The sequence below is a fragment of the Longibacter sp. genome, from assembly GCF_051155795.1.
GTDB lineage: Bacteria > Bacteroidota > Rhodothermia > Rhodothermales > Salinibacteraceae > Longibacter.
On record NZ_DAXETW010000037.1, the window covers coordinates 21,268 to 42,381 of the forward strand.

The 21,114-nt window shown below is 60.5% G+C and carries 18 protein-coding genes; 15 read left to right on the top strand and 3 right to left on the bottom strand.

The window, feature by feature from the left end; translation table 11 throughout:
• Positions 1-520 precede the first annotated feature (520 nt).
• The 9 genes from atpD to ACFCU0_RS04855 all read left to right on the top strand — a co-directional run bounded on the left by atpD (position 521) and on the right by ACFCU0_RS04855 (position 7,783).
• Positions 521-1,993, top strand: a complete 1,473-nt coding sequence (atpD, locus tag ACFCU0_RS04815) for a F0F1 ATP synthase subunit beta (RefSeq protein WP_434972532.1) — start codon at positions 521-523, stop codon at positions 1,991-1,993.
• A complete protein-coding gene (locus ACFCU0_RS04820) occupies positions 1,986-2,384 on the top strand; it encodes a F0F1 ATP synthase subunit epsilon (RefSeq protein ID WP_434972533.1) in 399 nt (132 codons plus the stop codon). The genes atpD and ACFCU0_RS04820 overlap by 8 nt, the downstream gene beginning before the upstream one ends.
• A 238-nt stretch (positions 2,385-2,622) precedes the next feature.
• On the top strand, positions 2,623-2,922 hold the full coding sequence (locus ACFCU0_RS04825; protein ID WP_434972534.1) for an AtpZ/AtpI family protein: 300 nt from the start codon (positions 2,623-2,625) through the stop codon (positions 2,920-2,922).
• Positions 2,923-3,045: 123 nt separating this feature from the next.
• Positions 3,046-3,348 carry an N-ATPase subunit AtpR gene (locus ACFCU0_RS04830; protein WP_434972535.1) on the top strand — a complete coding sequence of 101 codons (303 nt, stop codon included), beginning with the start codon at positions 3,046-3,048 and terminating at the stop codon, positions 3,346-3,348.
• Between the two features lie 54 nt (positions 3,349-3,402).
• Entirely contained in the window at positions 3,403-4,119 is a 717-nt protein-coding gene (locus ACFCU0_RS04835; protein ID WP_434972536.1) for a F0F1 ATP synthase subunit A, read from the top strand.
• 17 nt (positions 4,120-4,136) lie between these two features.
• Positions 4,137-4,415 carry a F0F1 ATP synthase subunit C gene (locus ACFCU0_RS04840; protein WP_098073767.1) on the top strand — a complete coding sequence of 93 codons (279 nt, stop codon included), beginning with the start codon at positions 4,137-4,139 and terminating at the stop codon, positions 4,413-4,415.
• A gap of 66 nt (positions 4,416-4,481) precedes the next feature.
• Positions 4,482-5,303 carry a F0F1 ATP synthase subunit delta gene (locus ACFCU0_RS04845; RefSeq protein ID WP_434972537.1) on the top strand — a complete coding sequence of 274 codons (822 nt, stop codon included), beginning with the start codon at positions 4,482-4,484 and terminating at the stop codon, positions 5,301-5,303.
• Between the two features lie 25 nt (positions 5,304-5,328).
• Entirely contained in the window at positions 5,329-6,900 is a 1,572-nt protein-coding gene (locus ACFCU0_RS04850; protein ID WP_434972538.1) for an alternate F1F0 ATPase, F1 subunit alpha, read from the top strand.
• Entirely contained in the window at positions 6,887-7,783 is an 897-nt protein-coding gene (locus ACFCU0_RS04855) for a F0F1 ATP synthase subunit gamma (RefSeq protein ID WP_434972539.1), read from the top strand. Before ACFCU0_RS04850 ends, ACFCU0_RS04855 begins: the two co-directional genes overlap by 14 nt.
• Before the next feature lie 116 nt (positions 7,784-7,899).
• Here the strand turns inward: ACFCU0_RS04855 and ACFCU0_RS04860 are convergent, their stop codons facing one another.
• Together ACFCU0_RS04860 and ACFCU0_RS04865 are read right to left on the bottom strand one after the other, a co-directional pair.
• Positions 7,900-9,501 (bottom strand): sodium:solute symporter, encoded by a 1,602-nt coding sequence (locus tag ACFCU0_RS04860; protein ID WP_434972540.1) that lies wholly within the window; start codon positions 9,499-9,501, stop codon positions 7,900-7,902.
• 202 nt (positions 9,502-9,703) lie between these two features.
• Positions 9,704-12,454, bottom strand: a complete 2,751-nt coding sequence (locus ACFCU0_RS04865; RefSeq protein ID WP_434972541.1) for a TonB-dependent receptor — start codon at positions 12,452-12,454, stop codon at positions 9,704-9,706.
• A 535-nt stretch (positions 12,455-12,989) separates the two neighbouring features.
• On the opposite strand from ACFCU0_RS04865, the gene ACFCU0_RS04870 reads away from it, so the two are divergent.
• Both ACFCU0_RS04870 and ACFCU0_RS04875 read left to right on the top strand, forming a co-directional pair.
• Entirely contained in the window at positions 12,990-14,591 is a 1,602-nt protein-coding gene (locus ACFCU0_RS04870; protein ID WP_434972542.1) for a sodium:solute symporter, read from the top strand.
• Between the two features lie 211 nt (positions 14,592-14,802).
• Positions 14,803-15,729, top strand: coding sequence for a CsgG/HfaB family protein (locus ACFCU0_RS04875; RefSeq protein ID WP_434972543.1), 927 nt, complete (start codon positions 14,803-14,805; stop codon positions 15,727-15,729).
• A 123-nt stretch (positions 15,730-15,852) separates the two neighbouring features.
• On the opposite strand, the gene ACFCU0_RS04880 is transcribed toward ACFCU0_RS04875, so the two are convergent.
• Positions 15,853-16,581 carry an RDD family protein gene (locus tag ACFCU0_RS04880; RefSeq protein WP_434972544.1) on the bottom strand — a complete coding sequence of 243 codons (729 nt, stop codon included), beginning with the start codon at positions 16,579-16,581 and terminating at the stop codon, positions 15,853-15,855.
• Between the two features lie 216 nt (positions 16,582-16,797).
• Between ACFCU0_RS04880 and ACFCU0_RS04885 the strand changes: the two genes are divergently transcribed.
• From ACFCU0_RS04885 to ACFCU0_RS04900, 4 genes are read left to right on the top strand one after another with little or no spacing between them, the layout of a single operon-like run.
• Positions 16,798-17,835: a stage II sporulation protein M gene (locus ACFCU0_RS04885; RefSeq protein WP_434972545.1), complete on the top strand. Its 1,038-nt coding sequence runs from the start codon at positions 16,798-16,800 to the stop codon at positions 17,833-17,835.
• A 47-nt stretch (positions 17,836-17,882) separates the two neighbouring features.
• Entirely contained in the window at positions 17,883-18,968 is a 1,086-nt protein-coding gene (locus ACFCU0_RS04890; RefSeq protein ID WP_434972546.1) for a hypothetical protein, read from the top strand.
• Positions 18,965-19,843, top strand: a complete 879-nt coding sequence (locus ACFCU0_RS04895) for a DUF4129 domain-containing protein (RefSeq protein ID WP_434972547.1) — start codon at positions 18,965-18,967, stop codon at positions 19,841-19,843. Before ACFCU0_RS04890 ends, ACFCU0_RS04895 begins: the two co-directional genes overlap by 4 nt.
• Positions 19,844-19,893: 50 nt before the next feature.
• Positions 19,894-21,069 (top strand): DUF4350 domain-containing protein, encoded by a 1,176-nt coding sequence (locus ACFCU0_RS04900; protein ID WP_434972548.1) that lies wholly within the window; start codon positions 19,894-19,896, stop codon positions 21,067-21,069.
• The last annotated feature ends 45 nt before the right edge of the window (positions 21,070-21,114 follow it).

The following is a 21,114-nucleotide window of genomic DNA, read 5'->3' on the forward strand; positions in this document are numbered from 1 at the left end:
AAAGGTTCTGGAGGACGTTGGGACGACGATAAGGGCCAACCGCGACCGGGGCGACGCGTCACGAACCTTTGCCCGGCCGGGTTGACGTCGACGGATCCGGATGAGCAGAAGATACAGGCGCAAGGTTGGAAATTCAGCAGGAAGGGGGGGCGGCGATGCCGGCATGACAAAATTCGCCGACCGGAAGCCCCGGCCATGGATGCCATCAACAGATGCACGTCCATGGCCTCGTTGGCGGGCCAGCCTACCGTGCCGACGCATGGCGGTGATCCGCGGTTGTCGCCTATCGCTGAATCTGCACCGTGGTCGCCCGCGTGATGATGGCAGCGGCCGTCCGGTTGCAATCAGTGAGCGACACCCATCCCGCAGGCGAAGGAGATGGAGGAATATTCGCACACGAAGAGCAGACGATCTCCGCTTGATGATTCAGGAATTCCCCCCTACGTCGCGTCAGGCGGTTCGGTGAGTTTAGTGATTGTAATCCATCATCTATCGTTCGCCGAAGAAGGCGTGCCGACGCATGGACGAAGAGACATTCACGTCACGTCATCGCGCGTCGGAGAGGCGATCCGACCATGCGGGAAGCGATTCCGGGGAATCGCCCCGTGGAACCGTTGTCTCCGTGCGCGGAAGCGTCGTGGACGTCCGCTTTTCCGGGAATCTTCCCGACGTTCACAGCCGATTGCTGGCAGGGCCCGTCGTTTTAGAGGTGGTCGAGCATGTGAACGTCATGACCGTGCGGACGCTTGCGCTTATGCGGACGCACGGACTGGCACGGGGCGATGCGGTCACGGACACGGGACAGCCCTTGCAGGTGCCAGTCGGACGTGCGACGCTGGGTCGCGTCTTCAACGTGATGGGCGAAACGATCGACAAAAAGCCGCCACTGGACGAACCGATGCGGCGGTCGATTCACGGCCCGCCGGTACCCATTTCGGAGCAGGCGGCGCGGCGCGAGATCCTGCATACGGGGATCAAGGCCATCGACCTTCTCGCCCCCATCGAGCGCGGAGGAAAGGCCGGGCTGTTCGGCGGTGCCGGGGTGGGCAAGACCGTGCTCCTGATGGAAATGATCCGCAACATGGTCGCGGTTTACGAAGGGGTAAGCCTGTTCTGCGGCATTGGAGAGCGTTGCCGCGAGGCGGAAGAATTGTATCGCGAAACGGAGCAGGCCGGTGTATTAGATGACACGGTGCTCGTTTTCGGGCAGATGAATGAATCCCCGGGCGCTCGCTTCCGCGTCGGACATGCCGCGCTCACGATGGCGGAGTACTTCCGGGACGACGAACGTCAGGATGTGCTGCTGCTCATCGACAACATCTTTCGTTTCGTTCAGGCCGGTACAGAAGTTTCCGGGCTGATGGGCCGTTTTCCGTCGCGCCTCGGGTACCAGCCGACGCTCGGCACGGAGCTCTCGGGTCTTGAGGAGCGCATCGCGAGCACACGTACCGGCTCGATCACGTCCGTGCAGGCGGTGTACGTGCCGGCCGACGATTTCACCGATCCGGCGGTCACGCATACATTCACGCACCTGTCCGCGTCCATCGTCCTCTCGCGTGACCGGGCGAGTCAGGGTCTGTATCCGGCGATTGATCCGCTGGGGTCGAGTTCCAATATGCTGAGTCCCCGAATTGCCGGGGAGCGGCACTACCGGGTGGCGCGGTCTGTCCGCGAAACGCTTGCACAGTACGAGGACCTGAAGGATATCATCGCCATGCTCGGCATGGAGGAGTTGTCGCGAGACGACCAGAGAACCGTACATCGAGCGCGTCGGCTGGAGCGATTCCTTACGCAGCCGTTCGTTGTCACGGAGCCGTTTACTACCATGCAGGGACGTTCTGTTTCGCTGGACGCAACACTCGACGGGTGCGAACGCATTCTGAACGATGAATTCGCCGGCTATCCAGAGAGGGAGCTGTACATGATTGGCCGCATCGAAGAGGCTGAACAACGGCACCGCGACGCTTCGGTGGAGGGACGCTCCGATGAATGACGCCGACGGGATGACTCTGCTGGTGCTTCTCCCGGAAAAGGTGCTGCTGCGACGGCCGGTTCAAAAAGTCGTAGCAGACGGACAGAGCGGGTCCTTTGGCCTGCTTCCGAGACATGTTGACTTCGCGGAGGTCCTCGTTCCCGGCATCCTCTCATTCGTCCCGATGGGCGTGGGGGACGAGGTTTTTGTTGCTGTGGATGACGGTCTGCTGGTCAAGTGCGGCCGAATGGTGCGTGTCTCGGTACGAAACGCGGTGATTGGGCCGGAGCTGGGCGCGCTGGAGCAGACGGTGCGCGACCGATTCCAGCAGATCGATGACCGGGAGCAAACGATACGAACGGCGCTCGCGAAACTGGAGTCGGAGGTGATTCGACGTTTTATCGATCTGTAATCGCGTGAAACCCTGTTCGGTGAACAACCGTCGGCGATCCAACCTTCCGGACCTCCCGGCGGTCGGGCCTTAGACGGTCGACCCTCGGACGCTTGACCGACAGCACCTCGCTGATCCCGCGGACCGTGCCTACAGCCCAATTGCTGTCGGAGTACCGTCCGGCCTGCGACACCATCCGGCCTACGATATGGCGTGAACGGCCGATTCAAGGTCCATCAGTCTATCTCTGAGACAGGTCATGAGCGAGAAACCAGACACGGAGGAAGACTTTGCTCAGACGATTCACGAAAAGGAGCAGCGCAAGGCTGACGCGCGAAAACGAAAGCGGCCGGGGATTGTCTTTGGCATGGGGATGTTCGGGCTCGTTGGGTGGTCTGTCGCCATCCCGACCCTCTTATGCCTGGCTCTTGGCATCTGGATCGACGCCCGGTACGAGACACGGTTTTCCTGGACGCTCATGATGCTCGCCTTCGGCATCACGTTGGGCGGCATGACGGCATGGTACTGGGTCCGTGAGGAAAGCCGGCACCGTAGATAACCGTGCACAACGAGACGAGGATATTTACGGAGCAATCCGACGCTTCGAAGGCGATGCCCCGGTAAGTCATCGTCCGTACAGGCACACCATCCGTTCACCACATGAAGCCACGTTGCGAACGATATGACGTACGTATTGCTGCTTCTTTTCGCCCTTACTGTTGGCCTCGTGCTGGGGCTTCTGTACTTCGGCGGCCTCTGGTTCACAGTCTCACGGTTACATGAGGTTTCCCACCCAGGATACTTGCTGGCTGGAAGCTTTTTGGTACGGGCAGCCGTCGTTCTTTCCGGCTTTGCCGTCATCACCTACGCATTCGGCTCGCGCCTGGAGGTTGTCGGACTGTGCTTGCTCGGCTTCATGATGGTTCGCGTCGTGCTCGTACGCCGATGGGGCCGCGTCCCGCGCGCCTCGCGCCAGGTGGGATGATGACGCACGGTCCACGCGGTATGCCCGACACCGATCGATCCCGTCGATGACGCAATGGAGATCAGTCCGGATCAAATCGTTTACTGGGAATGGCGATTCGTCACCGTCAACGCGACCCTCGTCTACTCATGGATCGTCCTCGTCTTGCTCGGAGTCGGGGCGTGGCTCATCACGCGCAACCTGACAGTCGGGCCCGACATCTCGCGCTGGCAGAACGGAATGGAGGTGCTTGTTGGGCAGATTCTGACGCAGATCGAGACGACCGGCCTTCGCCACCCGAGGCGGTATCTACCGTTCATCGGCACGCTCTTTATCTTCATCGTGACGTGTAACGTCCTCGCCGTCGTGCCCGGGTTTGTCGCACCCACGGCGTCGGTGACAACGCCGATCGCGCTGGCGATCTGCGTATTCGTCGCGGTCCCCGTCTACGGCATCATGAATCGTGGACTCAAAGCCTATTTCAAGCGCTACATTCGGCCCACGCCGCTCATGTTGCCGTTTACGATCATCGGAGAAATCTCGCGAACGGTTGCGCTCGGCATCCGACTCTTCGGGAATATGATGAGTGGAAACTTGATTGTCGCCATTCTGCTCAGTCTGGCTCCACTTCTTTTTCCCGTTGCTATGCAGGCATTCGGTCTGCTGATCGGCGTCATCCAGGCGTACGTGTTCGCCGTGCTTGCGCTCGTCTACATCGCGTCCGGTGCACGGGCCCACCAGAATAGCGAGGAATCCGCGCCGGGGGACGCAGAACCTATCTCAGCCGTTTAATTTCGACATCGGAGTCCATGGACAGCATTAGCCTTGTTGGAACGGTTTCGATCATTGTTGCGGGACTGACCATTGCCATCGGTTCCATTGGGCCGGCTCTCGGTGAAGGACGCGCCCTGTCTGAAGCGCTGAACGCTATGGCACAGCAGCCGGATGAGGCCGACACGATCACGCGGACGCTGTTCGTCGGGCTTGCGATGGTGGAATCTACAGCGATTTATTGCTTCGTGATCTCGCTCATCATCGTGTTCGCGAATCCCTTCTGGGATTTCGTCATCCAGAACGCTGCCCCCTGAACACGGCCGAGCGGGAGAAATCCTTGTTCGGGGTGATGGGCCGTCTAATAGAGGCAAACGGATATCGTGCAGATCGACTGGTTTACATTCGGGGCGCAGATCGTCAACTTCCTGATTCTGATCGGTCTCTTGAAGCGGTTCCTCTACGGCCCCATCCTGGATGCCATGGACCGCCGGCAAGCATCCATCCGGGATCGTATCGCGGAGGCGGAATCGAAGCAGGAGGAAGCCGAGCAGGAGGCAGAGCAGTACCGATCACTTCACTCCGCGTTTGAGGCTCGCCGGGCGGAACGTATGCAAGCGGTGGAGGAGGATGCAGAGGCCCGTCGCCATGAACTTCTCGCTCGAGCCCGAGAGGATGTTGAATACCTTGAAGCGCAGTGGAGAGAGGCCATCGAGCGTGATCGCGCTGCCTTCTTGCACGTCGTCTCCAAACGGGCCGTGACAGAAACGATCGAGCTCACGCGACGCATTCTGGACGATCTGGCGAACGTGGATCTTGAGGAACAGGTTGTGACGGTCTTTCTGGGTCACCTGCAGAATCCGGAAGATGCTATGGTGAAACAGCTCATCGATGCGTTCGAGGACGCCGACGCACAGGTGACGATCCGTACTGCCTGCGAACTCTCCGGTGACCAGCGAAAACGGCTGTTGGAGGTACTGGAGAAGAGGGCCGGCCACAAGCTATTGTTGTCGACGGTGACGGATCCCGGGCTCGGGCTCGGCGTCGAGGTTCAAGTAGCGAACCGGACGGTCGGGTGGACGATCGACCAGTACATCGAGCAGCTTCTGGAAGAGATGCTCCGTCAGCTCGAGGCGGATCTCCATCAGCGCCTGCCCACCGGCGTCTCGGATATCGGCTCGATGGCGTCAGTTCGGCACAGATAAATCAGATGAATGGTGCTCGATCGGGATGAGAGATGAACCGGGGATGAACAGTACGATGGGCCTGGCGTCGCTGGCAGAGTTAGCGTTCGATGCCGTCGCCCGGACACGTCAGGCGGCCGAGCCGACGCTCGAACTCCGGGAGATTGGCAGGGTGTCCTACGTTGGAGAGGGCATCGCCCGGGTGTCCGGCCTTCCGACGGTTCAAGCGGAAGAGCTTGTGCGTTTCGACAACGGGCGGCTCGGGATGGCCATGAATCTCGATGCGGGCGAGGTCGGCGTTGTGTTGCTCGACGAACGCGAGGACCTCGACGCCGGCATGAAAGTCCACCGAACCGGTCGAATTCTCGACGTACCGGTGGGGGACGCGATGCTCGGCCGGGTCGTCGATGCGCTGGGCCGCCCGGTTGATCATCGCGGCGCCATTCGGGCCGAGAGGCGCCGGCCTGTCGAACGCGAGGCGCCTGCTATCATGGATCGCGCGCCCGTCGAAACGCCGCTGCAGACGGGGCTGAAGGTTGTCGACGCCCTCATCCCCGTGGGACGCGGGCAACGCGAACTCATCCTTGGCGACCGTCAGACCGGCAAAACGGCCGTCGCGGTCGACACCATTCTAAATCAGCGGGAAACCGGCGTCTACTGCGTCTACTGCGCGATCGGACAGCGGAATGCAGCGGTGGCATCGGTCATCGCGGACCTGCAAGAATACGAAGCAATGCGGTATACGACCGTGGTGGTCGCCGGAGGGGACGAGCCGCCGGGGCTGCAGTTCGTAGCGCCTTACGCGGCTACGACCATCGCGGAGTTTTGGATGGAGGCCGGACGAGATGTCCTCATCGTCTACGACGACCTCACGCGTCATGCACGGGCCTACCGCGAACTCTCGCTTCTGCTCCGGCGCCCGCCCGGGCGCGAAGCCTTCCCCGGCGACATCTTCTACATCCACTCGCGCCTTCTTGAGCGCGCCACGCACCTCGATGAGGATCACGGCGGCGGGTCGCTGACGGCGCTCCCCGTCGTCGAAACCGAGGCGCAAAACCTTTCCGCTTACATCCCCACGAATCTCATTTCGATCACGGACGGTCAAATCTATCTGTCACCGACGCTCTTTCAAAAGGGAATCCTCCCGGCCGTTGACGTGGGCCGATCCGTGTCACGCGTCGGAGGAAAGGCACAGATGCCCGCGTACCGGCAGATGGCGGGCGCCCTGCGGCTCTCGTATGCACAATTCGAAGAGCTCGAGGACTTCGCTCGTTTCGGTACGCGGCTGGATGAAGACACTCATCGTACGCTTCAGCACGGCCGGCGGGTGCGAGAAGTGCTGAAGCAGTCGCAGTACGCTCCATTGCCGGTGGCAGAGCAGGTGGCGGTCCTTCTGGCGACGACGAACGGCCTGTTCGAGGGGCTCGATCTATCACAGATTCCGGAGGCTGAGAATCGCATTCGAAAAGCCGTCCGTGAGGACGTGCCGGACGTTTGCTTGCAGATCGATGAGGGGCAGTCGCTGGATGACGCCTCGCGGGATGTGCTTCTCCAGGCCGCTCGAACCGCCGTTCAGTCCATGCCGTCGAACCCGGAGGTTGCAAATGGAAACGCTTGAGTCGCTACGCCGGCAGATTCACAGTACGCGGCGCCTGCGGTCCGTTGTTCGCACGATGAAGGTGCTGTCGCTGACCAGTATCCGGCAGTGCGAGCGGGCGGTTGAGGCACTGGAGGCGTACGATGAGACCGTGCAACTCGGGTTGCGTGCGGCGATACGGGCACGCCGGCGGCTACCGGATCTTCGCGAAGGGGTAGGGTCGCGACCGACGTCCGCGGGCATTATCGTCATCGGCTCCACGTGGGGGATGTGTGGTCGCTTTAACGAGCAGCTTGGACAGCATGTGGCTCAAGAAATCGACGATCTCCGAGCACAGCGGGTAACCCTTCTCGCGCTGGGCGATTACGTCCCTGGACCGCTGGAGCGACACGGTCTGAGACCGGATGCACATGGGGAAACCCCGGAGTCCGTCGAAGGAATCACCCGACGGGTCGAAGAGCTATTGCTCCGCGTCGAGGCGTGGAGACGGGAAGAGGGAATCAGCCAACTGCTGCTTTTCTACAACGAGCCGTCGACGGGAGCGACGTATGACACCCGTACGCGCCAGCTTCTTCCGCTCGACATGGACTGGCTTCAGCGGTTGCGGCGGCAACCGTGGCCGACGAAGATGCTGCCCACCTTCCGCACGGAGTGGCAGCCGTTGTTTGCTGCGCTCGTGCGCGAGTACCTCTTCGTTTCATTCCACCGGGCCTTTGCCGAGTCGCTGGCCAGTGAGCACAGCAGTCGACTCGCGGCAATGCAACGCGCGGAGACGAATGTGGACGAGCGCCTGCAGTCGTTGACCGCGCGCTTTCACCGCCGCCGGCAGACGGCCGTCACCGAAGAGGTGCTCGATATCATGGCGGGTTTTGAGGCGTTGCAACCCCGCGCAAACGGTACGTAGTCCGCCGTTCAGAACGTCGCCGCGCCCATCGTTCTCAGCGCAGCCCACCTGGGGGCCGGCCCAAGAGATTTCGAGGCTTGAGAGGGGGCCGGGACTGCCTAGTCGTCGACGGAGGACTACCAGAACATGGCGATGACGACGGCGATGAGGCCCAGCAGCACAGCCGATTGAACGAAGAAGTTCTGGTACCACGGAAGCCCGTTTACGTGGGCGATCTCCTCTCGGAAGGTAGCGGGTGTCCAGGTGTATTCGGCGACTTTTTCGGGGTCCGGCTCCTCGCCCATCACACTGACGAGGTAGATCGTCACGGCACTGATGCTGACGAGGATGGCCGGGATGTAGAGAAATTGAATGGTGAACAGGCCGAAGCCGTATTGCATCACCGCCATGCCAATCGCCGCCGCGTGGCCGACGATCAAGCCTGCGAACGCACTGTGCCGGTTCGCCCTCGGCCAGAAGAGCCCCATCACGAAACAGGCGACGACGGGTGGACTCAGATAGGCGAGGACATTCTGCAGGTACTGCCACAGCGAGGGGAAATTCAGGATCAAGGGTGCCCACGCAGCGGCAAGCATCATGAAGACGAACGTCGTAACGCGTCCCGTCACGACGAGGGTTTTATTGCTCGCGTCCGGTCTCAGCTTCTTGATGAAGTCCATCGTAACCAGCGTGGAGGCCGAATTGAGCGTGGAGTCGACACTCGACATGATGGCCGCCACCAGCGCTGCGAGCACGAGTCCGCGGACGCCGATCGGCAGCAGGTCGAACAGCATCGTCGGGAAGACCATGTCCGGGCGGGCGGCGAGGGCCTGATAGGTGTCCGGCGAGTAGAGGACCCGGGCGAACGTTCCTGGCAGGACCATGATGAAAATGACCGGCACTTTCAGGAGTCCGGCAAAGAGCGCGCCCCACCGTCCGTGGTCCAGGTCCTTCGCGCCCAGCGTTCGTTGAACCATAAACTGGTTGGTGCCCCAGAAATAGAATCCCAACAGAAACACACCCGTCAGGAGCCCGGGCCAGGGCAGGACGTCATCAGTGGCCGGGCGGATGAGACTCAGCATCTCCGGCGGGGTGACGTCCTTGACAGCCTGCCATGAGCCGACCTGCTCCCACGCGATCCACGAGACGGCGACGGACGCCATTAATAGAAGCACGGCCTGGATCGCGTCCGTGTAAACCACAGCTTTCAGCCCGCCGGCGATGGTGTAGAGGCCGGAAAGAACGGCCAGGATCACCACGGACTGCCACATCGGAAACTCAGGATAGATCAGCTGGATGACGAGGGCACCGGCATAGAGTGCCCCGGCCGTGTCAATGAGAATGTTGCCCGTGACCGTCACCACCGAAAAATAGTAGCGAGAGCGCTCGTCGAAGCGCCGTTCCAGAAACTCCGGCATCGTAAAGATTTGCGACCGGAGGTAGAAGGGGAGGAAGAAGAGGGCAAAAATGATGAGGACGACGACCGCCATCCATTCGTAGTTGAAGACAGCGATTCCTGTGGAATAGGCCTCCCCGGCCATCCCGACCAGGCTGCTGGTCGACATGTTCGACGCGTACAACGAGAACCCGATCAACCCCCACGTCAGCGACCGTCCCGCCAGGAAGTAGTCATCGGTCGACTTCTGCTGTCGCGAGAAATAAAAGCCGATGCCCACGATGACCAGGATGTACAGGGCCACCATGACGAGATCGATGAACTGAAGCTCAAACTGAGGCATGGGCGAGGGCTGCTTCAGAAAGGACGGGGAGAGCGACACCCTTCGGATTGCGACCCGCGGCGGCGGGAACGCTCCGAGGCAGGTCAATATATGAAATGCTTGTGCACACAAAAAAGCACCGGTCCGACCGCTTACGGGCCGAACCGGTGCAGGCTGTGCCGTCAGAACCGTCCACTGCGGGCCGGTTCATCCGGTCGGCTGGTTAAAAAGTGTACGTCATGGACAGCTCCACGCGACGCCCGAGAATCGGGCGCGCCATGTAGATGTCCTGCTCCACGGCAGCCACCTGACCGGCTCGCGGGTTTCCTTCCGTCAGGCCGATTGTGTTTGTCAGGTTGGTACCGACGGCGCGCACCTTCACGTTGCCAACCCTCGCCGATGCACCCGCATCGATCTCGTAGTAGTCGGGCAGCGTGACGTTGTTGGCGTCGTCCACGAACCGCTCTCCGTAGTATTTGCCGGCGGCGAAGATCTGGTACCGATCGGCAAAGGTGTACGACGGGCGAAGGTTCACGATATACTGTGGGATGCGTCGAACGCGGTTTCCTTCAAAGTCGAAGTCGTTCGCATCCACTCCCGGTTCCTGCTGCACGCGGTCGAGAATGGTCGGATCGTCGAACTCCAGTCCGGTGTACTCCGGGTTCTGGATCGTGGCCGTCAGGTTGGTGCGGAAGCCGCCCTGCTGGTAAATGATCTCCGTCTCGACACCGATGGTGCGGGAGTCGGCAAAGCGAACCAGCGGTACGATTTCATTCCCCAGAACGACCTCGTCTGCAAACGGAATGTTCGTCAGGGAGCTGAAGAATCCGGCGGTGAAAATGGCCAGGCGCGGCGAGTTGTACTTCACGCCAAGTTCGGCCTGCCAGACCTCTTCGGCCTCTCCTTTTTCATCCACGGTACCGTCGGCCCACTCGTCGAAGTCGGGCATCCTGAAACCGCGCGATCCGCGTCCGAATATGGCGAACTGCTCCGAAAAGGCGTAGTTGGCGCCCACTGAGGCCGACCACTCGTCGAACTGGTAGCTGTAGTTATCCACGGCGTCGGTGCCCGTGGCGAAGTTGTTGTCGAACAGCGTCGAACTGTCGCCGTCAAGGTCGACGTTGGTTGCTCCTTCGACGTTTCCCCTGAACGTGCCGCGTTCAATTCGCCCGCTCAGATCGAGGCGGAACTTATCGCTGACCTGCCACTCGTCGCCCGCGAAGGCGGCGATGGCCGTACCCTGCCCCTGATGGCGCCGGTACAGCGTACCGTATCGACGAAAGCCGTTCTCCGTGGCCTCTGCGACGGGATTTCCACCGGCATCTTCGAGCGTCAGATTCAAGAGGCGTGGGCGGTCTCGGACCTCCAGCAGCATGTCGTTCCAGTGCCAGAGCTCTTCGGCCCGGTACGTGCTGAGGTAGATGCCGCCGCTCAGCGCATGGTCCCCGGCCGTGTAGTTGACCCGGAAATCGTTCGCAAAGTTAGAGAGCGGCTTGTCGACGTGCCACCAGCCGGCCTCCGCGACGAGACCGTTCCCGTTGGCGTTAGCAGGATTGAAGGTGGCGTCGTCGTACGCATATCCGTAGCTGTAGTCTGACGCGCCGACGTCGGTCGCGAGCTCCTCGGCGTACGTCACGGCATCGAACGGATTACTGGTCGAGAAGACCGCGTTGAAGGTGACGTCGGCTTGCATCGCCATCGACTTGTTCTCGATGGTGACGCCGTTATCCAGCTCGAAGAAGAGCTCGGCCTGGAGCGATCCAAGAACCGGGTTCATTCCCTGCGTCAGGTCACGAGAGACGCGTCCCTGACCGTCCGGGCTCGGCACGCGGATGAGGCCGGCATCGCGTGTCGTCATCGTCCCGTAGTTCGGATCAAAGCCCGAGATCCCTTCCGGATCGTCCGGATTCTGCAGCGGGATGGGGAGGTAGAACACGTTCTGATCGTTCAGGTAGCGGCCGTGAACGCGGAAGTACCCGTTCTCAAGAAGGCGCGTCACGTTCGCGTTGATCTGTCCGCCCTTGTTTCCGGGAAAGCCGGGATCGCGAACGCCTTCATCGTAGCGGTAAAAGCCGCCAACGTTAAAGCGCCAGTCGTCCCCGATGGGACCGCCGAGATTCAGGTCCGTTCGGATCTTGCCGCGCGTGGCGCCGGTCACTTTCACCAGGCCGCCGAGCTCACTGCCGCCGGTCTTGCTGACGAAGTTGACGATGCCCCCGGGGGCGTTCGAGGCGAAGACCGAGGCCGTTCCACCACGGACGCCCTCCATACGCTGCACGGTTTCATCCACGCGAAAGAGAAGGTCAACGTTCGTGAAGGCCAGTTCTGGCGAATCGAACACGGGCATGCCGTTGTGCTGCATCGCAACGTACCGGAAGGAGCCGTCGGCCGGGATGCCGCGAGCGAAGAGATTGTTGCCCCCCTCGCCGCCGGAGCTTTCCACGTAGAATCCCGGGATGGCCTTCAGCAGGTCGGCGGTGCTCTTCGGTGCGTTTGCCTCGATATCTTCGGCCGAGAGTGTCGTAACGGCCACGCTCGACTCGATCTTTTCCTTCGGGTTGAACGACGCCGTCACCACCGCTTCGCCCATCTGCAGGAGGTCCGACTGCAGGACAAAGTCGGCCGTGGTGGTTTCACCGGCCGAGACCTCCACCTGTCGTTCCGCACGCGTGTACCCGACGAACTGGGCGCGGAGCGTGTACTCGCCCGACGGGACGCTGGCGATGGTGTAGGCGCCGGTGGCGTCGGCCACGCTGCCGCGCTGGGTTCCGACGATGGAGATCTGTGCTCCCGGGAGCGGCGATCCTTCGCCGTCGACGACGGTTCCCTCGATCGTACCGGTGTCCTGGGCGGTGGCAGAGGACGGGAGGAAGAGAACGATCGCACTGGCGAGAAACAGGGTCAAGACGAGACGCCATGCGAGGCCCTCACGCCCTGCATGACCCCGATAAGAGGAGTATCTATAATGGTTCATGGGAATCGGAGGTATGTGAAGAAAGCGATGTACGGCAATTGAGAATCGGAAGCCGGTCCAGAGCGATCACAGAAATGAGCAAAGCACGAAGCCGGTGGGCACTTTTTGGTCTGGAAGCGCTACCATCTCGTGAAATGCGCCGTGGGAAGCCGTTGCATGTTGTAACGGCTCGATATGGTTAACATCATGTGAACGCATATCAGGATGTAGTGGACAACGATTTGATAGTCAACCACCCCTTCTACAGGACATGGAAAGATAGCGTAAACCGTTGATAATCAAATAGATGTGCCATCTTCATTTCCAGTCGATCCTTCCGGCAAGAGCGGTATGCGTGGAACGGACGAGGTGCGAGGCTTCTCCTCCTGATCCATCTCGCACATCAAGTGCGCATGTTTCCCTGATGTTGGCCTACGAGCTTCTATGAATTAATCGTCCCACTGCCTCCGTGCCGCCGCAGGCGACCCTTCCTGTGGCATGTGGTTGCTACGTTACGCCGAAGCCCTCGCCTCTTTCTCCTCGACGCATCCAGTCCATGCAAGAAGGGACCTTCAGTCTTGAACGGATCGACTACGCCATCATCGTCGTGTATTTCATCGGCGTAATCGCGCATGGCCTATATGTAAGCCGCGGGCATGAGAGCGCCGACGACTACTTTCTCGCGGGCCGGAATCTGCCTTGGTACCTGATCGGCTTTTCGCTCTTTGCTTCCAACATGTCCGGGTCGAGCTTTGTCGGCCTGATGGGCGCGTCGTACAGCAATGGCGTGGTTGTTTTCAACTATGAATGGACGGCGGCGATCGTCCTGATCTTCTTCGCACTGTTCATGCTTCCGGCGTTTTTGCGCGCCGGCATTTACACGATCCCGCAGTTTCTCACCAGTCGGTACGACAAACGATCGCGGGTCGCCTATTCGCTGTTTACGGTGCTTGCGATTATGTTCATCGACACCGCCGGTGCGCTGTACGCGGGCGGTCTCGTCATCGCGAACGTCATACCGGGCTTCACGCTCTGGACCGCCGTTGCCGTTCTCGCGGTCGTCGCTGGCGTATATACAATTCTCGGCGGACTCGAAGCAGTTGTCGTCACCGATACCGTACAGGCCATCCTGCTCGTCATTGGCGCGTCGGCGATTTTCTTCTTCGGCTTGGAGAAAGTCGGCGGCTGGGACGAGATGATGAGCCGGCTGTCTGCCGACAACACGAGTCTCATTATGCCGACCGGTGATGACTTTCTACCGTGGCCCGGCATCTTCGGCGTGGTTCTCCTCGGGTTTTACTACTGGACGCTCAACCAATTTGTCGTTCAGCGAACGCTGGGCGCACGCGATCTCGACCAGGGACGAAAAGGAGCCCTGTTCGCCGGCTTGCTGAAGATCCCGAACCTCTTCATCATGATCCTGCCGGGCGTCTTCGCGATCATTCTCTTCCCGGGCCTGGATAATCCGGACATGGCGTTCCCGACGCTTGCAGCCGAGTTGCTGCCGGTCGGCTTTCGGGGGCTGATCCTGACGGCCCTGATTGCAGCCATCATGTCAAGCCTGGACTCTGCCCTAAACGCGGCGGCGACGCTGGTCAGCATCGACTTTGTGAAGGAGGCGCGTCCATCCATCGGGGACGACTCGCTCGTCCGCGTGGGACGTGCGTTTACAGCGTTTGCGATGGTTGTCGGCGCTATCTACGCCCCGTCCATCGCATCCTTCGAAAACCTGTTCGAGTACTTCCAGAGCGTTCTTGCCTACGTGACGCCACCGATCGTTGCGGTGTATATCATTGGCCTCTTCTGGAAGCGGGCAAACGGCACCGGATCGTTTGCGGCGATCGTCCTCGGGCTGGTCGTGGGCGTGTCGGCGTTCCTCACGAAGGAGGTGATGGGCCTGTGGGGGACGTGGGGCTTTCCGGAGCCGCACTACACGTACATGGCGATCGCGATGTTCGTCTTTGGCGGCGTCGTGCTTGCCATCGGGAGCCTTATGACGCCGGCCCCCGACCCGGAGGCGATAGCCGACTACACCTTCACGCAAGAGGTCTTCAAGAAGGATCTGCTCCGACTCGATCGCCCCTGGTACGAAGACATTCGCTACCAGTCCTGTGCGCTGACGGGCGTCATGCTCATGACAATCCTCTACTTCTGGTAGCACAACGCGACCTGCATATGAGGCATGCAGGCGCCGGACGCGCCGTCCGACCGAAGAACAAGGCGGCGTGTCCGGTTGCATGAAAGGTTTGCGCTATCGTAGAATAGAGGCACAGCGCGTGCGTCCGCCCGGTCGCGGCGGACGAGCAGTCCGGCATGTAATCGTGTCTGCCTCTCCTGTACCTGAGATTCCCCACCCTCCCGTACAACCCATGGTTTCCCTCTCTCGTATTACCTACGCCACCGGATTCGCTCTGCTTCTCGCCTGTATTCTCGCCGTTCCGGTCGAGGCTCAGCAACTCAAGAAACGCGTCGCCGTCCTGTCGTTTGACGACAAAACCGACGCTGGGTACTCCTGGGGCGGAACGAAGACGGCCGGGGAGGGCATGTCCGACATGCTCATCACGGAACTCGTGAAGTCGGACCGGTACACCGTGCTCGAGCGCACGGAGATCAATCAGGTCCTGGAGGAGCAGGATCTCGGCCAACAGGGCATCGTGACCGCTCAGTCAGCAGCGCAGGCCGGGAAAATGCTTGGTGCCGAGATCGTGATCTTTGGTGCGATCACCGAGTTTGGCTACAAGGAGCGGTCGACGGGCGGCCGGACACGACGATTCGGCGTCGGCATCAACAGCACGACCGCTGTCGTCGCAACCGACGTTCGCATGGTCGACGCGACCACCGGTGAAATCATGGCCGCCGAAAGCGTCCGGAAAGAAGAAAGCAAGCGCGGTCTGAGTGTGGACACCGATAAGATCGACTTCGGCTCTCAGAGCGAGTTCGACGAGTCGCTGGTCGGAGAAGCCACTCGCGACGCTATCGATGAGATCGTCGGGTTGATCGACGGTAACTCGGGCAATATTAAATGGGGTGCCAGTGTGGTCACTTCCCAGGGCGGAAACGTTTTTATTAACGCCGGGTCCGCCAGCGGCGTGGAAGTGGGTCAGACCTTCATCGTGAAGCGCGCCGGTGAGAAACTCGTGGACCCCGACACGGGCATCGAACTCGGTGCCGTAGAGAAGCAGATCGGTACGATCCGGGTAGAGGACAACTCCGTCGGCAACGGGAAAGCCTCCCGCTGTTCCATCGTCTCCGGCTCCGGGTTTGAGCGGGGCGATGTGGTCCGCATGCAGGAATAAGGTTCACCACGACCTGATACATGACCAACGGCAGCCCGCGGGACCCACCCGGGCTGCCGTTTCTTTACGCCCCTTGCCCGTGGCAGAAGGGGGAGAAGGGGAGGTCGTGAAACGGAAGAACGTTCACATCGCCGCGCCGCCTCCGTGCACGTCGTTGTAGTCTTCGACGATGGTACGCAAGAAGTCCATCGGACTCTCGGACGGCTGGACGTTCATCACGTGGGCGAGCACCTCCTGTGTTCGTGAACCCAGCGTTTTCGTATGCAGAGAGCGCCCCTCTTCGACGAGCGTGTTCAGTACGTCCCGTGCGATTTGGATGTCGCTGTCTGTTAGCACCGCCACCTGCGGGTACGTCACTTCGTGGTCCTCGGGCGTTTCCAGGTAAGCCAGGTCCCGGATCTCCGTCTCCTTCCGCTGGCGAACGACTGTCGTTCCCGCGGCGAGATCTCCAAGGCGTTGTCCGTGTTGCGTGACAACGATGGAGACAAAGCCGACGAAGCCGGTTGTCATCAGAATGTCGAACGGCCGGAGAAGCCAGCGAATGACGTACGCGCCAGGGCTCGGTGCCGTACCGTCCAGATTTCGCACACGGATGCCCATGACATGTTTGCCGACAGTCTGTCCGTCGTACAGCGCCTCCGCGGCAAGAAAGTAAACGAGTGCGGGGAAGGCCACGAGCACCTGTACGCTCGCGGACATCCCGAAAAGGAAGCCCGCGATCGGTGCCGCAGTAATTAGGTACGCCGCCAGCGTCGCGTAATCGATGATAGAGGCGAAGAATCGCGATCCGACGCCTGCGAGTTCTACGCTCAGAGATACGTTCTGAGCGGTCTGGACATCAACGTTTTGCATGACGGAGAAATATCATCAGACATATTAGCCGGGAAACCAACGAGTTAGGATGGCTAAAGCTCCACTTTTGTGAACTTAGTCCTTGGGTTGGGAATCGTTGTTCCTTTCGTCTACATTACTGCAGATTGAGATTGAATCATCCCAGTCGAGTATTGTCGACCCGACGCGACAGCCGGCCTGGCCCCGTCGCCCCCGCCAACGTACAGTCAGACGTAGATGCGTGAGGTTGCCTTTGTCCGAGAAAATGCGGACACGTGGAAAGAATTTGAGCAGATCCTCGAGGGGAAAACGGCGGATCCGGACGAACTGGCGGACTTGTATCTTCGGTTGACCGACGATCTGGCGTTTGCACAGACGTATTATCCGGATAGCAGAACGACTGCGTACTTGAACGAATTGTCTACCGGTGTTCACCAGCGGATTTACAGGACAAAACCGGTTCAGCGAGGCCGGTATCGCCGCTTCTGGCTTCAAGATGTACCGAGGGCCGTCGCCGGCGCGAACACCGAGTTGATCGTCTCGCTCATCGTCTTTCTCAGTGCGATTGCCATCGGAATTCTCTCGTCTGCGTATGACCCGGGTTTTGCCCGTCTCATCCTCGGTGATTCATACGTCAACGCCACGCTGGCTAACATCCAGTCAGGCGATCCGATGGCGGTCTACAAGAAGATGCATCAGATAGATATGTTTTTGGGCATCGCGCTCAACAACATCCGGGTGTCCATAATGGCATTCGCGAGCGGCCTGCTCTTTTCGGTCGGGACTGGATACATTCTGTTTACGAATGGGATTATGATTGGCGCCTTTCACCACCTGTTTGTTAAACACGACCTTCTGTTCGACAGTCTCCTCGTGGTCTACATCCACGGAACGCTTGAACTGTCCGCCATCGTCATTGCCGGGGCCGCGGGCCTGGTGCTCGGGAATGGATTTTTGTTTCCCGGGACGCAGACGCGCCGCGAATCGTTTGTGCGCGGTGCACGGAAGGGCGCCATCATTCTCATGGGGCTCGTACCGGTTTTCGTCGTGGCTGCGTTTCTGGAAGGGTTTGTCACCCGACTGACCGACATGCCCGTGGCGTTGAGCCTCATGATCATCGTTTCGTCGGCAACAGCCATCATCGGCTACTTCGTCGTCCTACCGTTCTGTGTCCTCGATAATGCACCGTCCAACCGTAATCGCCCGGGCCCCGCGCCATCAAAAGAGGATCTGGCTCCCGTAGGAGCCGCCGTCTCCCGCGTTCACAGCGGATAAATACGGATTGCTGGATTTGCGTACCCCCCGCTCCCCCTCGGCCTTTTATGTCTGAATCACATATTGAGCTTCGCCAGAAGCGCTCGCTCACCGACGTCATCAACGCGACGTTCGGATTTATACGGGCAAACGTTCGCATCATCGCGAAGACGCTCGCCTTCATTGTCGGTCCGGTCGCGTTTTTGAGCCTCGCTGCGGGCCTTTTTCTGACGGTATCGCTGGACATATCGAACGCAGACCGCATCCTGCAGGATTTGTCAAGCGGGTACATCTTGGGAATGATTGGTGCGGGGGCGATCGTCCTGGTCGTGACGACCGTCGCCGGGTTCCTGTTAACCGTCGCGACCGTGAGCATTGTCAGGCTCTACGACGAGCATGGGCCCGGCGCGATTGCGCTCGACGACGTGTGGGGCGAGATGAAAACGCATGGGCCGACACTCCTTCTCATCGCTGTAATGGTGTTTTTCGCTCTCGTACTGCCGTATCCCCTCCAGCTGATTCCGTGTCTCGGTCCGATCGTCTACCTCGCGTGGGCGTTGTACGCGCAAACCGTATTCACCATCACCTACTCGGTCTGCGTGTTCGAACAAAAAAGCGGATGGTCGGCGTTCCAGCGATCGCGTGAACTGCTGAGAGATCACTTCTGGCAGTCTCTGGGCGTGTACCTGATCGCGAATTTCCTCGCGCAGATCCTGGCTGCGGGTGCATCGCTTCCTGCAGGTGTTGCCTCCTTCATCGCCGCATTTTTTGCGTGGGGCGACGAAACCACATCCCAGAGCATCGCTGTTGCCGTAGGCGCGTTTTACGCCGTGCTAGTTTTGGTCGGCGTTGCCCTGTTGATGATCACGATCATTGCGATGTCCTTCCAGTACTTCAATCTCGTTGAACGGAGGGAGCATGCCGGGCTCCGGCAGCGCGTCGAAGAAATGGCCGATCGGGCGGGCGTCCCGGATCCCGTCTCCTCTGCAAATGCCCCCGATCGTCGGCGTGAAGACACGGAGGTACATACCGAAACGGACCCTCCGGTGGAAGCCCAAGATAAGGGGTCCCTCGAGCCCCCGCACCTGGGCGAGGAAGATGATGGCGATAGCGGTCCCGATCGGTGGCGACGATCGGATACCGATGCCACGTGATTCTCCCTCCGGCTTCGCCGCTTCTCCTGAATATGGCCCTCGTCGTGCCTTCTTCCCCGTTTTCACTTCGCCGGCTATCACGTCTCGCTTGGCGCGGGTGCCTCGTGCTTGCGATGTGCCTGCTCTTGAGCCCCACGACAGCAGCCGTAACGTACGCTCTCGGCGCGGTCCCGGATACGACGTCGGAGCCGTCGGACGATCTTGTCGTTCGCATGCCGCCGGACGAACGCCTCGCCCGCTATCGTGCAGACGAGGCGTATTCGTACGTGAAGAAGGAGCCGGATGAGGGAAGCGGGTTTCTGGAGCGACTGATCTGGCGGATGATCGATGTGCTACAGACCGGAATGGGGGTAGTCGGCTCGAAATACGCGCTTCATTTCGCAATGGTCTGCGTCATCGTGTACGGTTTTCTGACCCTGCTTCGGATGGAATCGAGCGCTTCCAGGCGGCCGGACGACGCCCCGCGGTATGACCACGAAGACCTGGACGAGAAGGTGCCGGACGTCGATTTTGACGCACTCATCAGGCAGGCCACCGAGGATGAGGCCTATCGCTTGACCCTGCGCCTTATGTATCTCCGTGCGCTCCAGGTGCTGGATAGCAACGGCTGGATTCGGTGGGTCCCGGAGCGTACGAATGCGCAGTACGAGCGCACCCTGCACGCAACGCCGCTCGGAGATACGTTTCAGCGGGCAACCCACATCTTCGACGTTGTTTGGTACGGGGACATCCCGGTCCGCCGCGCGGACTTCGAACGGTACCGCAGGCCGATCCTCGAAGTGACGGAGAAGGCGAAGATGGAGCGATCCAACTTCGAGCAGCAGTCCGGCCCGACACCGCAACCTGCCCCATCGGCGGGAGGGGAGGGGTCATGACACGATTTGAAAACCGACTTGCCTGGTTCGCCGGCTTATCGCTCGTCGTTTTGATTGCCGTCCGTGCGTGGATCCCTGAGCCGGTAGACTGGACCGAGACGTTCGAGGCGGACGACAGTCAACCCTATGGAAGTAAAATCCTGTTTGAGACCCTGGATTCGGTTGTGCCGGCGTCGGGGATTGAGCGCGTTGACCGCTCGCCGTACCTCAAGTTGATGCAGGACACAACAGCACGCGGAACGGCCTACCTGCTTATTACGGACCGGTTCGACCCGGATGACGCCGAGGCGAATCGGCTTCTGTCCTACGCTCGCCGTGGCAACACCGTGTGGGTTTCCGCACACGCGTACGGTGGCTTGTTTGCAGACACGCTAAACCTGGAAGTCGGCGCTCCGCTGGAGGTGCCGACCCTCGGGGTTCGAGCGGATACGGCCGCCTACAGTGCGCTGTCATTCCGAGACCTGCCGAAGGACGATCAGGAGCGGCCCGTCCGGCGGGCGACCGCTGAACGCTATTTTACGAGCATCGACTCGTCCCGCACCGAGGTGCTCGCGATGAAACCATCGACCGATGACCCTGATGCCGCCAGCGAGGCCGTGGTGGTCCGAACACGTGTGGGTAAGGGTGCCGTCGTCCTCTCCACGAGCCCACGCATGTTTACGAATGTAGCTCTGGTAGACGCCATGAGTGCATCGGCCGCATATGTGGTGCTTTCGTACATTCCAATCGATGCGTCAACAGTTTACTGGGACACCCGGCACAAGCCGCTGGTCTCCGAGGCCGCCACGCCGCTCCGATTTGTGATGAGCGATCCCAACCTGCGGCGCGCCGTCCACATCGTTCTCCTCGGACTCGTTTTCCTGCTGACCGTGAGCGTTCGTCGACGGCAGCGGGCTGTTCCGACGATAAATCCACCGGAAAACGATACACTCAGCTTCGTGCGAACCGTCGGTGAGATGTACCACCGGGAGGGTCGCAACGCGGACCTGGCGCAGCGCAAAATTCGACACTTCGAAACCTATCTGCGAACGCACCTCGGAATCACCCTGGACGACGGGTCGTCGGTCGCCGAATCGCTGGGTCGACGGTCCGGTGCGCCCGGAGAGGTAATTGATGCCGCCCTCCAGTCGGTTCGGGACGCCCGCGACGCCACTGACCTGGACGACCGCAACCTCAGAACGCTCGTCAATACCATCAACCGTTTGTACCGGCAATCCAATCGGTAGTCAGACCGGAATCGCAAGCACCGCTGCCCCCCTCGCACCCTTTTC